Below are 15,882 nucleotides of genomic sequence, written 5' to 3'. Positions count from 1 at the left end.
TGCTATTTAAAAGAAAAAATGTTTTTATAAGTCCTGATACTTTATAATAATAGAAAGATTCGATGACGTTATATTTCGAGCTTTCTGTCTGAAATAAAGGGTACGATCGGATAGATATAATCAATCTGCTTTACGCCGAGTTTTTCTGGTGACGAACCAACAAATACTGTTTTCTTACCTTTTATCGTAATGGCTCCGTTTTCCGTGATGTCAATGGTTGCCCACAGTGGGTCTTTATAAGGTACGGTATATTTTATCCAGGGATGGGCTTTATCTACTGCTTCGGAATAACGTATCTCTTTGTAATCATCGCCGAGCCACTGGTAAGAGGCGCTATTAATTTGTACATAGTGGATGCCATTGATGTAGTTGTAATAGTCCTGATGGTGATGACCACTCAGTACCATGATTACTTTCTGTTTGCCGTTCTGATTGGCCTGTTCAAGGGTATAGCGGAGTAGTGTACCATTTTCAAGTCCACCGGCATCATTATCCAGTCCCTGGTGGCAACATACAATAGTAGGCGCAGCAGTAGCGGCCAGATCTTTCTTCAACCAATCCAGTTGGGCGGGCGATATAAAGCGTGCGTAGCCCGGTGGGCGTGACTTACTTTCGTTATGTTCGTTGCCATCCAGTACAATGAAATGGAATCCGTTGGCATCAAAAGAATAATACTTGCCTTTGGCATTCCAGAAGGCTGCCACCTGTTCACGCGTGTGTCCTCCATCCATGTCATGATTGCCTATTACATGGTAAGATGGCCCTTTAAACTGATTCCAGATATCCATCAATGGCTGATTCTCTTTTTTCGGATAACAGAAATCACCCATCTGTATAATAAAATCAGGTGATTCCTCTTTCATTTGATTGATGAATGCCGACAGGCGTGACGGCCCATCGTGCATAATGTCGTGGTGTAAGTCTGCCATTACACCAAACCTGATCTTTTTGCGGGAGGGCTTCCATTCAGGAAAACGTGGGAGTAAGAAAGCTCCACCGGCGAGACTGGTTTGGGTCAGAAAGTCTTTTCTATTCATTTCAAGTGGATTATTACAAAATACAAATACTAAACACAAGTATAGATAATAAATCCAGTATTTCACAATACAGCGTTCAAATTTTAAAGATCTTCAAAAAAACAAATTTCAGATAAATAACCAGGGACGCAGTGGTAAAAAACCATCCAAATACAATACAGAAAAAGATTACATTACTATATCAGGCATCCTGCTCTCCTGCTATTTCATTTATTATTTAATCGCCTTAACCCAAATGCTTTTCAATTTGTACTTAAAAACTCATCTTTTTATTAATTGCTGGTTCAAAACAGAAAAGTTTAGTATAAATAAACATTTGTTTCAAATAATATTTAATATCAAATCAACAAAAGCTAAGTAAAAAAGCTTCCACTATCTGTCAATAACCAGGTCCAACGATCTATTAGTGAAAAAAAACAACATTCACTATTACGAAATCAGCGCTCTTCCTTGCCCTGAGGCTACTGGTTCATTGTCAATTTACCTGCATAACCAAACTTTCTCTATGGATAGCATTCCGTAATTCAGTTACAAATTCGGCTGACAAACCTTCTTTCTTACTAGCCTCAATGCCTCCTTCCAACTTTGAAAAGCTGGCTGTCGAGGGGGGCGATGACCTTTCGTTTGTTTTCAAGGGTGCACGACAAGTTCTATTTTCAAACATATTATATTTTTTAATCATTATTAATAATTAAAAAAACAAAAAATCTTCTTATTACGACCTAAATCATGCAATAAATACTAATAAAATATTCTATATCAATATTTTAATTCAATAATTTACTATTTCTACATTTGTATTATAATAATAAATATATAATAATAAAATCAACCATTTACCAAAATTTAAGCCTAAACAGGAAAAATTTTATGAATTAAGTAAATTAATCTTCTACTTTTATACTTAAGTACACTGATCGATCAACCAAAAAAGTACTTAAGTACATTGTTCAATTATTAATTACTTCTTTTATGAAATTTTCAGTCACATTCCTCTTCCTGTTTGCCACTGCTCCCTTTATTGTGAAAGCCGAGAACAACGATCCCCCCAGAAAGAAAAAGAGAGGCAGTTACTTAATTGAATTACCAGCATCCCTGAATACCAGCACCGACAGCGCCAGGAACATTACCCTTTTCCAGTCGTCAGAACTACCTTTTAAACCATCTATCCAGGTAGGCGCCATTGTACATATGTTTGCCTCCGGGGAGCAAACAGGATTTGGCGCTCCCAGCAACGAGAAGACGGCGAAAGACTGGAACAAGGGCTTTTCTGTTTATCGCGCCAGGGTGCTGGTGGGCGGTCAGCTTACTAAAAAAGCCAGCTTCTTCATGGAAACCGAGATCCCCTCACCCATTGGGGTTCAATCCAACGGAGAGAAGAATGTAAAAGTTGCTCCCATCATTCTCGATGCGCAGCTGGAATACACCTTTAACTCCGCATTTCAGCTTATAGCAGGCATGCAGCTGGTATCCAATAACCGCAACGGGCTACAGGGTGCTGCCGGGTTAATGGCCAACGATTTTACCTTCTTCCAGTATCCGTATAACCTGTTTGCAAATAGTCCGCTGCAGGGCAACTTCGGACGTGATCTCGGTATCAACGCCCGCGGGTTTCTCGCAAACGACAAGCTGGAATACCGCCTGGGCGTATTCACCGGCCGCAATGTGGATGGCGGCGCCCCCCTTCGCACTGTAGGTCGTGTGGCCTATAACTTCCTGGATGCCGAAAAAGATTACTACTACGCCGGCACCAAACTGGGAAATGGCAAAACGCTGGCCTGGGCAGCCGGTGTAGACGCACAGGCGAACTATTACAATCTCAGCACCGATGTATTCTTTGACCACCCTCTCGGCAATGCAGGCTCCATTACGCTCAATGCTGCCTACCAGTACATGACCGGCGGCACACAAACAGACTCCAAATACTCCTTCGCCACACTCATTCCCAAACAAACCGTCCAATTCCTGGAACTCGGCTACTATTTCAAAAAGTCGAAACTACAGCCATGGATACGCTACGAAAACCAGGACGTTAGCGCAGATGCCGCCCAAACCGGCGCTGTTAAACCGGCGAACTTTGATAAACTCAAATCCAGCACCGTCATGGGAGGCGGGCTCAATTACTTTTTCAACGGCACCGGCACTAACCTCCGCCTCTCCTACACCGCCCGCACTTACAATGTAGCCACTGCTATACCAGACGACTATACGAAAAAGACATTCGGACAAGTATGGCTTCAGGCTCAATTCTTCATTTTCTGATTATCAAACATTCAATCATCTCTTTATAAAATATAAGTCAACATGAGAAACGCTTTCCTTAATCAACTATCTATTCTCCTGCTGGGCGCTACCGCACTCTTTTCTTCCTGTAACAGCGGCGCCGGAAAAACCGGCGGCAGCGACTCCTCCGCCACAAAAGGAACGGTAAAAATAGGCGTACTCCACTCCCTCAGCGGCACGATGGCTATATCTGAAGTTTCCTTAAAAGATGCGGTGCAGATGGCCGTAGATGAAATCAATGCCAAAGGCGGTGTACTCGGTAAACAAATAGAACCGGTCATCGTAGATCCGGCATCAGATTGGGACCTGTTCGCCGAAAAAGCGAAGGAACTGCTGATCGATAAAAAAGTATCTGCCGTGTTTGGCTGCTGGACTTCCGTATCCCGCAAATCGGTACTCCCGGTTTTTGAGCAGAACAATGGCCTGCTCTTCTACCCGGTACAATATGAAGGAGAAGAATGCTCCAACAGCGTGATCTACACCGGCGCAACACCCAATCAGCAACTGATTCCTGCTGCCGAATATCTCATGAGTGAAAAAGGTGGAGGCTACAAAAAATTCTACCTGCTGGGTACCGATTATGTATTTCCCCGCACCGCCAATAAAATACTCAAAGCCTACCTCCTCTCTAAAGGCATTCCCAAGGAAAACATCATTGAAGAATATACGCCGTTCCATCACCAGGATTACCAAACCATCATCTCTAAAGTAAAACGCTTTGCTGCAGATGGTAAAGCCTGCATACTCTCCACTATCAACGGCGATTCCAATGTGCCTTTTTATAAGGAGTTTGCCAACCAGGGCCTCTCTTCCGCCACCTGCCCGATTATGGCATTTTCTGTAGCAGAAGATGAGCTCAGATCAATGGATACCGAATTCCTGGTAGGCCATCTCGCTGCATGGAACTACTTCCAATCAAACGACCTGCCGGAGAACAAAAAATTTGTGGCCGATTTCAAAGCCTTCTGCGCGAAAAAAGGTTTACCCGGCGGCGACAAAAGAGTAACCGATGACCCTATCTGCTGGGCTTATACCGGCGTATACCTGTGGGCAAAAGCGGCTGAAAAAGCTGGTTCCTTCGAGGTTTCGAAAGTACGTAACGCTTTATACAGCCTGGATTTCGATTCACCCGACGGCCCCGTGAAAATGGACCCGCGCAATCATCACCTGGCAAAACCGGTAGTGATCGGCGAAATCAAACCCGACGGACAGTTTGATATCATCTGGAAATCCGGAGGACTGGTAGACCCACAGCCATGGTCGCCGCTAACCTCTCCTGATAAAGATTGTGACTGGGTTAACCACAATGGCACCTACGCTAAAAAATAAACGGGCTTTATCCAATAAAGACAGGCTATTTCCAATTTATCAAAAAATGATGCGATGAACACTTCCTTACTACGGATGCTGATGTGCTGCTTACTGCTACTGCCACTGTTTTCGGCCGGCCAGGACAGCGCCTCCATTTACACCGCACAGCTCCTGCAACCACCGGCCGATTCCGTGCGCTCACAGGCTATTGGCAGGCTGGCCGCTCTCCGCATACCGGCCACCTTTCCTTTACTGATGGCGATTAACGATAAAAAGCTGTACCTGCTGGATCAAAAAGCGGTTACAATAGACAGCCATCCTTCCAGCGAAGGAACCTACCGGCTTTATTCTCTTTATCCTGATAACACTCTCCTTACCAACAGCAGCGGGCAACCGCTGCTGTTACAATTGTCTGCCCTCAAAACGGTAGACATCCCACGGGCCGACCGCCTTCAACTGGCAAGTATTGCCCCGTTGTTCAACCTGTTCAGTAACGACCCGCAGAAACGCACCCTCGCCTACTCACAGCTCAAACACACGGGCGATAGCGCTACCCTCCGTACCCTGAAAGCTGCACTGGCCAGGGAAAGTAATACCGATGCACTCCGCACCGGGAAAGAGGCACTATACGCTATGCAGCTATACAACGTCTCTACTACAGCCATCGCCAAAGCCTATATCGACAGTATTGCCGACAACTGGAGCGACAATGCACCTGTACTGCTGAGAGACTATGCCAGATCAGGCTTCCTGAACCAGGAAACAGCCCAATATGCCGCGGCTAAAGCCGTTGGCCTGGAAAAACGGTATGATAATCTCCAACGTGTGCAGCACTTCTTCAGTGGCTTGAGCCTTGGCAGTATCCTCGTGCTCATTGCATTGGGACTTTCCATCGTATATGGCCTGGCCGGTATTATCAACATGGCCCATGGCGAGTTTATGATGATCGGAGCCTATACCACCTACTGCACGCAGGTCATATTCACCAAAGCACTGGGAATTCCGCAGACAGATCTTTTCTTCTTCTTTGCACTACCATTCTCCTTCCTGGTGGCAGGTTCATTGGGATGGGTACTTGAGCGGCTGGTAATCCGTCACCTGTATGCCAAACCACTGGAGAGCCTCCTGGCTACCTGGGGAGTAAGCCTGATACTCATCCAGACCGCCCGCCTGTTATTTGGCGACCTTACGGCTGTTAAAACGCCACAACTACTGGCAGGTGGATGGCAGGTTTCGCCACACCTGACATTACCTTACAACCGCCTCTTCATCATCGCGCTGTCAATCCTCATGGTCCTCTTTACTTACCTGATGCTGTACCGCACCAGGCTTGGTTTACAGATCAGGTCAGTGACGCAGAACCGGCAAATGAGCGCCTGCCTCGGTATAGAAACCAGGCGCGTGGCATCCATCACATTCTTTATCGGATCGGGCCTCGCCGGACTGGCCGGTTGCGCCATTACGCTGATTGGAAACGTGGTGCCTGATATGGGTCAGACCTATATCGTCGACTCCTTCCTCGTGGTAGTTACAGGCGGTGTTGGGAAGCTGGCCGGAACTATACTTTCGGGCCTTGGTATTGGCTTCTTTACAAAAATATCCGAGTCTTTCTTCCAGGCGGTATACGGCAAAGTATTTATCCTGGTGTTCATCATGCTGTTCATGCAGTATAAACCGAAAGGACTATTCCCGGACAAAGGCCGCATTGCTGAAGATTAAAAAACGGAACATGAAAACGAAAAACAACATACTGTTATATATACTATTCATCGCTTTCTTTGCGATCCTGCTGCCGGCAGGTTACCTGACCGGCCTCCTTTCCGTGAACACCATTTCTGTATGGGGGCGATACTTCTGCTTTGCGATAGCGGCATTGGGCATCGACCTTATCTGGGGATATACCGGTATCCTGTCCATGTGCCAGGCTTTCTTCTTCTGCCTGGGCAGCTACGGCATTGCCATGCACCTGCTGTTGAAGAAAACGGTAGCAGCCGGGGCTGCCCTGCCCGACTTCATGGCCTGGAATAAAATAGAAACATTACCCTTCTTCTGGCAGCCGTTCCATTCCTTTGGATGGTCGGTGATACTATGCTTACTAATCCCCGCGGCATTTGCTTTCATTATTGGCCTGGTATTATTCCGAAGCCGGATCAAAGGTGTATATATGGCCATCATCACACAGGCGCTGACGCTGGCCATGTGGTTAATATTTCTCCGGAATGAAACCAACCTGGGCGGCACCAACGGTCTCACAGACTTTAATAGCATCCTGGGTTACTCCCTGTCGGCTTCTTCCGTAAAGCTGGCACTGTACCTGGTTTCACTTGCCGTACTTTGCACCGCTTACTACTGTTGCTACCGGATAACGCACTCCAAGTTTGGGAAAGTACTGCAGGCTATCCGCGACAGCGAATCCAGGGTCAGCTACACCGCCTACAAAGTGGTAGACTACAAACTGGCCGTTTTCGTAGTGGCGGCACTGTTAGCTGCCGTTGGCGGAATGCTGTATCTTCCCCAAACAGGCATTATAACGCCAGGGCGTATGGACGTAAAAGCATCAGTTGAAATGGTGATGTGGGTGGCACTTGGCGGCAGAGGCAACCTGAAAGGCGCAGTGATAGGCGCCTTGCTGGTAAACTTCCTTTACAGCATCTGCACCAGTTTATTCCCCGATTCATGGCTATTCATCCTGGGCTTCCTGTTTGTGATTACGGTATTATATTTCGATAAAGGATTTATGGGACTGGGAGATACCATCCGGCAGAAATTTTCCGCCACCCGGCTCAAGACATCTCAAACCCATTGATATGCTGCTCAACGTAAATAATCTGTCAGTATCATTTGGCGGTGTACATGCACTGAACCTCGATCATTTCAGCCTGCGCGACAAGGAACTGCGGGTTATCATTGGCCCTAATGGCGCCGGCAAGTCCACCTTCCTCGATATCATCTGCGGGAAAACAAAGGCCGACAAAGGAGAAATTACCTTCAACGGCAAATCCATACTCGGCAAATCGGAAGTACAGATAGCGGAGACCGGCATTGGCCGGAAATTCCAGAAGCCATCCGTATTCCCGGGACTCACCGTGTACGACAACCTGCTGCTCGCCGCAAAAATGAAGAAAGATATCTTCACCTCCCTTTTCTTCAAATCTACACCCGCGCTGGAAGAGAAAATACACCATGTGGCCGTGAAGCTGTCGCTCACCAACGTAATGTATAAACCAGCAGGCGATCTGTCGCACGGACAAAAGCAATGGCTGGAGATAGCCATCGTAGTGCTGCAGGACCCAACGCTTATGCTCATAGATGAACCCGCAGCAGGCATGAGCGACGAAGAAACAGAGAAAACAGGGGCCCTGCTCCTCGAGCTGTCGAAATCCCACAGCATTATTGTGATAGAACACGATATGAAATTCGTAGAACAGATAGCCAACGAACTGGTAACGGTACTGGTTCGCGGAAAACGACTAATGGAAGGCACCTTTGCTGAAGTGAAGAACGATCAACGGGTAATAGATTGTTATTTGGGACGTACTAACGCACAACTTGAAACATTATGAGTAACACACCGGTATTAACTGTTAACAATATCTCCGCCGCTTACGGGCAGAGCATCATTTTACGTGGCACCAGCCTTGCCGTAAAAAAAGGAGCCATCACTACTGTGATGGGGCGCAATGGCGTAGGGAAAACCACCCTGCTAAAAACCATCATGGGCCTGCTTCCGGCGCAGGAAGGCAGTATTGTTTTCAATGATGAAAACATCACTTCCCTGCCGCCGTATAAAAAAGCAAAAGCCGGTATTGCATACGTACCGCAGGGCCGGGAAATCATCCCGAAGCTTTCGGTATATGAAAACCTGCTACTGGGGCTGGAAGCCCATCCCAACCGCAAAGCGAAGATCCCCGAAGAAGAGATCTACCAGCTGTTTCCCATTCTGAAAGACTTCCGGAAACGCGCCGGCGGAAACCTCAGCGGGGGACAACAACAGCAGCTTTCTATTGCACGGGCGCTGGTAAGCGCCCCCTCCCTCCTGTTGCTTGACGAACCTACAGAAGGCATACAACCTTCCATTGCACAGGAGATTGGCGGCATTCTGAAACAACTGGTGCAGGAGAAAGAGTTGTCGGTTTTACTGGTAGAACAGAAAATTGATTTTGCCAACCAGGTAACGGATCATTACTATTTTATGGACCGTGGCCGGATGGTATTGGATGGTACTGCTGAAGCGTTGAAACACGCCGAACTGGAAAAACATATTGCCGTATAGCTAAGACGCGCGTGGGTTTTGTTTATCTTTATCACTATGCATCCAGTATCCGAAGAAAGAAGTATTTTTAAGATCTTCACCATCCTTTATGCGGTGGCACTTACCACTATTGCGTTGTTGTCTGTATTCAGCCAGATAAAAATCCAGCAGGCGCTGACCCACCAGATGAACGATGCACATGTGATCAACTTTGCAGCCAGGCTGCGCACCTATAGCCAAACGCTCAGTAAGCTGGCGTTGTTGCTGGAGTCGGGCCGCGATATAGAGGACAACCGGAAAGAGTTTATAAATACACTGAAACAGTGGCAGAAATCGCACGAAGGCTTACAATCTGGCAGCAATTTCCTTAACCTGCCGGCAAATGACCAGGATGAACTGAAGCAGATGTTTGAAATTATCCGTAACCCGCACCAGGAAATATGGAACGCCGCCAGCAACATGATCGTTGTACTGAATGAGGATACCGCTTTTAACACATCGCGTATACGCCCATATGTACAAACCATCCTGGCATACGAGAAATCATACCTGCTGGGCATGGAGCTGATTGTATTCGATTATGACCGTTTTTCGAAGGAACGTATCCGCAACCTGAAGGAAATTGAATATATCGTGCTTGGCCTGGTACTCTTTACCCTGATGCTGGAAGCAGGCCTCATCTTTTACCCGTTATCTACCCGTATCCGCAAAATTATCCGGGGGTTGGTAGATGCACAGGAACGGGCGAGAAAGCTAACCGAAGAAGTACAGCTGGCTAACCAGGAGAAATTACTGCGCCAGGAAATGGAACAACGCATCCGGTCCTACTCTATTATCAACGGACAGGAAAAAGAGCGCAAGCGGATTGCCGCGGAAATACATGATGGCATCGGGCAAATGCTGACTAGCCTCCGGATGAAGCTGGAACAGATAGAAGACCGCAGCATGCAACACGATCCTGAAATTGCCATGGTCAATACCATGATGTATAGCATTATCAACGAAACCAAACGCATCTGCGCGGACCTGCTGCCCAGCGTGCTGGAAGACTTCGGACTGCGGGCCGCCATCGATGAACTGCTCAGACTATGCCGGCAAACCGCACCGAGGATCGATTTCCGGTTGGAAGAAACCTTGTCTGCCACAACATTGCCAAAAGAAGTTAAAATAGGCGTTTATCGTATCTTGCAGGAATCATTAAACAATGCTATTAAGCATGCAAATGCAGACATCATTGAAATAGACATTGACGGCGCCGCCAACTTCCTGCAGCTCACCGTAAGAGACAATGGCAAAGGCTTTCACTTCGACAGTCACCAGCTCTACTCTAACGAACAGGCCAGGAAAGTAAATGGCATCCGTAATATGAAAGAAAGGGCGGAACTGCTTGGAGGAACACTCCTGATTGATTCACAGCCCGGCACCGGAACAAGTATACAATTGGCACTAACATTTTAGCAATGAAAAAGATAGGCGTTTTTTTAGTGGATGATCATGAAATATTCCGGAATGGCTTAAAACAGCTGATCAACAGCGAAGCCGATATGGAAGTAACCGGTGAAGCCAGCAGCGGGGAAGATGCGATACAGCAGCTGGCAGAAATACAACCGGATGTTATTATTATGGACATCCGCATGCCTGGAATGAACGGCCTGGAAACCAGCATCCAGCTGCTGGAGAAAAATCCCCGTGGAAGAATTCTTTTCTTTAGTCTCTTTGATGAACCCGACTATGTAGCCGCCGCCCTCGAAATGGGCGCCAGCGGTTATATCCTGAAAGATACCAGCAACAAAATATTCCTTAGTGCCATTCGCACCATTCACCAGGGCAGGTATTACTTCATTGGCGAAGTAAGCGACGTGCTCGTAAAGAAATACCTGGATGCCCGGCAAACAGCCGGAAACGGCGGTACACCCGAGATCTCCCTCTCGCGCCGCGAGGAACAAATTATGCGAATGATCAGCCAGGGACATAACAACAAAGACATCGCAGAATCACTGAACATCAGTATCCGCACGATAGAAGCGCACCGGATGAACATCCTGCGTAAATTCCAGGTGAACAGCATAGAAGAAGCGGTGGAATATAGCAGGAATAACCGGCTGCTGAAAGAGGACTAACCTGGCATCTCCCGCTGCGACCAGAAGGATCTCATACCACCTTCCCTCCTTTATACTTGAGCACCGTATCCACCGTAATATCAATTGAAAAGGCAAACAGGAAATAAACGAGTAGCTCGTTAAAGGTGCCGATAAAGCCCGGGCCATAAGTATTATAGGCAATGGCGCACAGTATAATAGCCAAAATAATGGTTTGCAGGAGCCCATAAAATATGAGTTTTTTCCTGGCAACAGTAGTTTCAGCGCTGATCTTTTGCCAGAGCGGACTCTTGCTATCAAATATATCAGTTGCCGGGGGCACCGGTTGTTGCTTGCCGGTATCTACGGCAATATAACTATAGGTGTTAGGGCTTACCCGGTCCGAACCAAATGCCGGATCTTCTACCTTCAGTACCTCTGCCCACTGCTGTTCTATTTGCTGGACAAAAGAAGCATCCAAATAGGTAGCCGCATCCGGAGAGTCAGCTGCATTGGTGGCAATATCTGAAAGCTTTGTTTTCCATGCTGCAAGGGTCTGTACAAATTTCACGACAGCGGGATTAGTCTTATTGGCCGGCAGTTTATATGCTTTGTCCAGGCTTTCACTATAGAAATTCATAAGGTCAGTAAGCTTGCCCGACATCTTTCGAAAAACGGTAAGGTTGGCGGTTAACAACAGGAGATCGGTTGGATCATCCTTTAATTCGGACAGGCTCCCCATTATTGTACCCATCGTGTTTTTGATGGTGGTTTTCAGTTGTTGGGGTATACTGGCCGGATAGTTTTCGTCTTTTGAAAACAGTTGCTGAACAGACAGCAAATAGTTTTTAAGGTCCCCGATAGCCTCCCCGATACCGGCAATCGTTTTTGCCAGGGAGGGCTCCGCGGCAGTGGGATCAAAGCCTCCCATTCTATCCAGGACAAATTCATAGGAGAGCCTGGCGGTAGCCAGTTTCCCTGCCACCAAAGAGCCGGGAGGGTCATTTTCAAAGCAGCCCGCTATTTTTTTAAGTTTGCCATCCAGATCTTTTAACCTTTGCTCCAGGCCGGCCTTTAACGTGTTATAGGCCGTAGTTACTTCCTGTATTTTCGTGGCAATATCCGGATCGGCAATACCGGTGAAATAAGCGGCTCCTCCCGCCTTTTCGAGCAATGCATTTAGTCCCAGTAAAAGTTGCGCTACCGCATCGCGATAGGGCTTATCCTGTATTCGGGCTACCTCCTTTTGAATATTTTCAATACAGATGAATCCATTCATCCGCTGTTGCTCCCATTGCTTTTTGTCTGCCAGGTAGTGCCTTACCACAAGGCCGGTAATGAGCCCCAGTACAATAGTTACAACTATCCACCAGGAGCTGCGCTTATTGATAATCTCAAAAGGAATAACCAGGGGCGTCTGCAGATTGGGTGAAGTCACCTGGGCAAATCCTACACTTTTGCCAAGCGGTAATTTGTCGGCACTGGCGTTATTGAGGTGATAAATAAACTCCAGCATAGTACCAGCAGGAATATTAACAGGGCGCCTGTTTATGGCTACCAACGTACTGTCGTTGCAAATATTAAAATAAGGCGGATGCACCACGAGCCCACTAATATTGGCCAGCTTACTCGTTTCTTTCAATACGAGCGCTGTACTGTATGAAGCCGTACAACCCTCTATAATAACCCTGGCGGTGCTAATGGTGTCCAGCACAGGGGCTGGACGCACCAGTGTTACGGTGATAGGCTCCAGGGTGGAATCGGTTTTTTTAAACACCACCGCCAATTCATAAGTTCCCGGCTTTGCCAGTAACCGCATATCTACGATAATCCCTATAGTTGGAAATCCCTTCTCATCCAGGTAAATATTAAATGCCCGGCTATACTGCTCTCCTAGCAGGTTACCTCCTGATTTAACTGTATAAGGCCTGGAAGAAGCAAGCGACAGTTTCGGAGGACGACCGTTTTCCAATGGCATAGGCATTGAAATCGTATCGATGCTCACCGTACCATTCAGTTCGGCTGAAAGGGGACCCGGCACCTGGCTACTTACTGCTACCGGCATTACAAAACAGCAGGCCAGCACGACAAAAAAAGTAAAGAACTTATTCATGGGGTTATTTATTTGACAAGTTTGAGATTACTATTGCCAAAACAAGTAAAGATAAATGCCACCGGGGCGCCTAACGCAAACATACCCTTGTTAAATGCCTGGATGGCTTCTCCCAGCTCCATTTGCTTCCAATAGAGATCTTCTAGCACCTGCTTTAGGAACCGGGTGCCGATGCTGGCATGTATGGTACCCTCCGTACCGATGATAGCTGATGCGCCGGCGGTATGAAACGCCTTGGAGATAGAATCCAGGCTATTAAAATTCATGGCCATACTACTGCAGTTGATTAAAAACACCATGGGGAGGGGCTCCCCTTCCCAGGCATCATCGCGCATAATTTTATTTTGCAACAGTTGCTGATAGATCCATTTCTCAGGCGGAATAGTGCCAAGACCCGCAGGCCATAAGGCTTTTGGGAACGTAATAATCCTGGAGCAATCCGGCTCGCCATTGATGGGATTTGTTTCCAGGTGCCCGATCACGGCGAGCACTAACGGCCTGGTGCTATTATCCCACAACAGCGAAAGTAGATCCTTATCATAGGTTATCTCTGTCAGTTGCGCCGGAAGTGACTGTAAATCGCTGCTTAACTGGGTAGTGGCCTGGTCGGTAGAATTTTTGGAGAAAATAATGCGGTGGTTGGCACTAACGCTCAATGTAAGTACCGAATCAGTGGCAGCATCTGTAGTTAACAGCTGTTCTATACGATGACGTATACCCCAGAAACCTGAAGTACAATAACATTTATAATGAGGGTTATGTGGGCATCCCTGCCAGGAGGCGTCATAAAAATCCTTGTACTGATCCGGGTCAAAAAGCTCGCCGGTGCAGACAGGGTGGGGAACACTACCTGCTATGTCGGTGGGCATCGGGTAGTCGTAAATAGCCGCCCAGGGAAAGGCAAAATCCATTTGGTGCCTGGCAATGGTGATCTGCTGGTCAGCAAGCACCCTGATCTCCTTTAACTTCCTGCCCAGGGGTGTTTTGGAAGGCTCAAAAAATAAATTGTACCTGCCGGAGCCGAACCTGGCCAACTTGCGTACATCTTCATAAAAAGACTCGCTGAGTGGCCTCCCTTCCAGTTCCTTCAGGTTATACCGGGGCGCCTCCTGTCCGCCATAAATATCCCTGATCAGCTCACAAAACTGGGTTTGCGCTGCTTCAATATCGGCCTGATTAATGCCGGTAATCTCCTCGGCCACCTCCTCTTTCTTGAAGAAAATCGAATGTGTTCCATCCTGATTCCCGTTCACACCAATAAACAAGCTCCGTTCCTTTAGCTCACTGAGATTATCAAACTTCCCGGAGTTGGCAACGTCCAACCTTACACTAATAGCCGGAAGCAAAGAAAAACTGATCCAGCCTGTCATCCTGGCCTCCAGGATAAATGACTGTAGTAAAACATTGCGGTGAAAAACACCTATCCTCAAACTGGCTATTTCCCCCTCTTTGGGCGCTACCAGGTCGAACGTGGATATCTTCGATTCACCTTCCAGCGGTAAAAATATCGTTTGCACCGATGCCGATCTCAGGGCAAAATCCTTTGGAAACACCACGATATCGATCTCGTGTCCCTTCTCCCCTGCAAGATCAGGCAGCAGCGGGTCTATCGCAGGCACCTTCCCTTGTATCAGGCTATGCGGCCCTGTTTGACCTATTTTGACATGCAGGCGATAAAAAGCACCGCGTTTTACCCGCGAATACCTGCTTAACCACTTGCCGTGGCGATCGCCTTGCTCAACTGCCACATCTACTTTACGGTTGTTAACTTTAATATTCTCTGCAGGAGTTGAATTCGCGGCCAGGGTACGATCATCATCATCGTCCAGTATCCACTTGTCCTTTGAGCTGCCTGCCGGATAGCTGGGAGCGCTTTCGTTTGTCCATACATCATCTTCCCTGCGTAGCCCGCTCCCAGCCGGGCTGGATATCACCATCGGGGACGCATCGTATTTATACTCGCTGCGGACAAAATCCAGTGCTTCCGACAACGAAAAGCGGCCAGCCAGTCTCGCAATTAACTTCGATATGAATTGTAGTTGATCTCTGGGGGAAGTAAGAATGATACTATTAACAGGCAGCAATTTTAGATTATGGTAAAGAAATCCCAATAATTCATCTGGCATTTCCTTATAGTCATCTGCCGTTATAACAACCAGCTGATTGGCCGTACTCAAGCCGTCAGCCGCTAAAATATTTACGATGTCCCGATATCCCAGGATCAAGATGCTACACCAAAGCCAGCTTTCGAAAAAACGATATTTCTCATATATCGGTTCCCTTAAAATTTCCTCCTGAAGTAAAAGATGAAGCTGATTATAAAATGAGTGATTACCCTCTCCAAAACCAATAGTAACCGGATAGCTGATTCCCTGTTTTGAAAGAATGTGCTCGTTAAAATAATACAGCTGAAAACCTACCTCCCGGGGAATAATAGTGAACAGTAACGTGCGGATTAACCAGTCTTTCCTGAGTAATGGCAGATCAGGCCAAAGGGAAATCTTTTCTATTTCAACGTAAACGGGAAGGGATAAGCGCGCCTGCTGCAACGCTGAAAATAAGTCTTCTCTTAAAATATAATCCCGTATAGCCGGATCAATAAACAGCGGCTCCGGCCAGCCCTCCAGATCAAGCATTTGAAACGCTTCGCGGGCAATGACTTCCGCGCCGGAACTATCTTCATAGTTCAACGTCAACATACTTTCGTGGATACGAACAAATTCCAGCTTAATCCATTTCACGGCATTGGGCATACTCATAAGGATTAATTTTTGGGGTAGACGGCGCTGGGTCGTTTATAGTAAGTTC

11 protein-coding genes are annotated in these 15,882 nt (G+C 47.1%); 8 read left to right on the top strand and 3 right to left on the bottom strand.

The window, feature by feature from the left end; genetic code table 11:
- Positions 1–68: 68 nt before the first annotated feature.
- Positions 69–1,037 (bottom strand): metallophosphoesterase family protein, encoded by a 969-nt coding sequence (locus tag FHW36_RS15145; protein WP_145670407.1) that lies wholly within the window; start codon positions 1,035–1,037, stop codon positions 69–71.
- 972 nt (positions 1,038–2,009) lie between these two features.
- On the opposite strand from FHW36_RS15145, the gene FHW36_RS15140 reads away from it, so the two are divergent.
- Genes FHW36_RS15140 through FHW36_RS15105 form a run of 8 tightly spaced genes read left to right on the top strand, consistent with a single transcriptional unit; the run spans position 2,010 to position 11,003 of the window.
- Positions 2,010–3,299 carry a hypothetical protein gene (locus tag FHW36_RS15140; RefSeq protein WP_145670406.1) on the top strand — a complete coding sequence of 430 codons (1,290 nt, stop codon included), beginning with the start codon at positions 2,010–2,012 and terminating at the stop codon, positions 3,297–3,299.
- Positions 3,300–3,341: 42 nt separating this feature from the next.
- Positions 3,342–4,649, top strand: a complete 1,308-nt coding sequence (gene urtA, locus FHW36_RS15135) for an urea ABC transporter substrate-binding protein (RefSeq protein WP_145670405.1) — start codon at positions 3,342–3,344, stop codon at positions 4,647–4,649.
- 54 nt (positions 4,650–4,703) lie between these two features.
- On the top strand, positions 4,704–6,350 hold the full coding sequence (urtB, locus tag FHW36_RS15130; RefSeq protein ID WP_222429088.1) for an urea ABC transporter permease subunit UrtB: 1,647 nt from the start codon (positions 4,704–4,706) through the stop codon (positions 6,348–6,350).
- A gap of 10 nt (positions 6,351–6,360) precedes the next feature.
- Positions 6,361–7,437, top strand: a complete 1,077-nt coding sequence (gene urtC / locus FHW36_RS15125; protein WP_145670404.1) for an urea ABC transporter permease subunit UrtC — start codon at positions 6,361–6,363, stop codon at positions 7,435–7,437.
- Position 7,438: 1 nt separating this feature from the next.
- Entirely contained in the window at positions 7,439–8,194 is a 756-nt protein-coding gene (gene urtD, locus FHW36_RS15120; RefSeq protein ID WP_145670403.1) for an urea ABC transporter ATP-binding protein UrtD, read from the top strand.
- A complete protein-coding gene (gene urtE, locus FHW36_RS15115) occupies positions 8,191–8,904 on the top strand; it encodes an urea ABC transporter ATP-binding subunit UrtE (protein ID WP_145670402.1) in 714 nt (237 codons plus the stop codon). The genes urtD and urtE overlap by 4 nt, the downstream gene beginning before the upstream one ends.
- Positions 8,905–8,940: 36 nt before the next feature.
- The gene (locus tag FHW36_RS15110) at positions 8,941–10,341 is read left to right on the top strand and encodes an ATP-binding protein (RefSeq protein ID WP_145670401.1); all 1,401 of its coding nucleotides are present in this window, start codon (positions 8,941–8,943) and stop codon (positions 10,339–10,341) included.
- Between the two features lie 2 nt (positions 10,342–10,343).
- Positions 10,344–11,003, top strand: coding sequence for a response regulator (locus FHW36_RS15105; protein WP_145670400.1), 660 nt, complete (start codon positions 10,344–10,346; stop codon positions 11,001–11,003).
- Between the two features lie 31 nt (positions 11,004–11,034).
- On the opposite strand, the gene FHW36_RS15100 is transcribed toward FHW36_RS15105, so the two are convergent.
- Entirely contained in the window at positions 11,035–13,074 is a 2,040-nt protein-coding gene (locus FHW36_RS15100; protein WP_145670399.1) for a hypothetical protein, read from the bottom strand.
- Positions 13,075–13,082: 8 nt separating this feature from the next.
- Positions 13,083–15,833, bottom strand: coding sequence for a hypothetical protein (locus tag FHW36_RS15095; RefSeq protein WP_145670398.1), 2,751 nt, complete (start codon positions 15,831–15,833; stop codon positions 13,083–13,085).
- Between the last annotated feature and the right edge of the window lie 49 nt (positions 15,834–15,882).

Origin of the sequence: Chitinophaga polysaccharea, from assembly GCF_007829335.1 — a bacterium.
In the GTDB taxonomy this organism is placed as follows: domain Bacteria; phylum Bacteroidota; class Bacteroidia; order Chitinophagales; family Chitinophagaceae; genus Chitinophaga; species Chitinophaga polysaccharea_B.
Note: the sequence above shows the minus strand (reverse complement) of the source record. Positions and strands in the feature narration are given on the sequence as shown.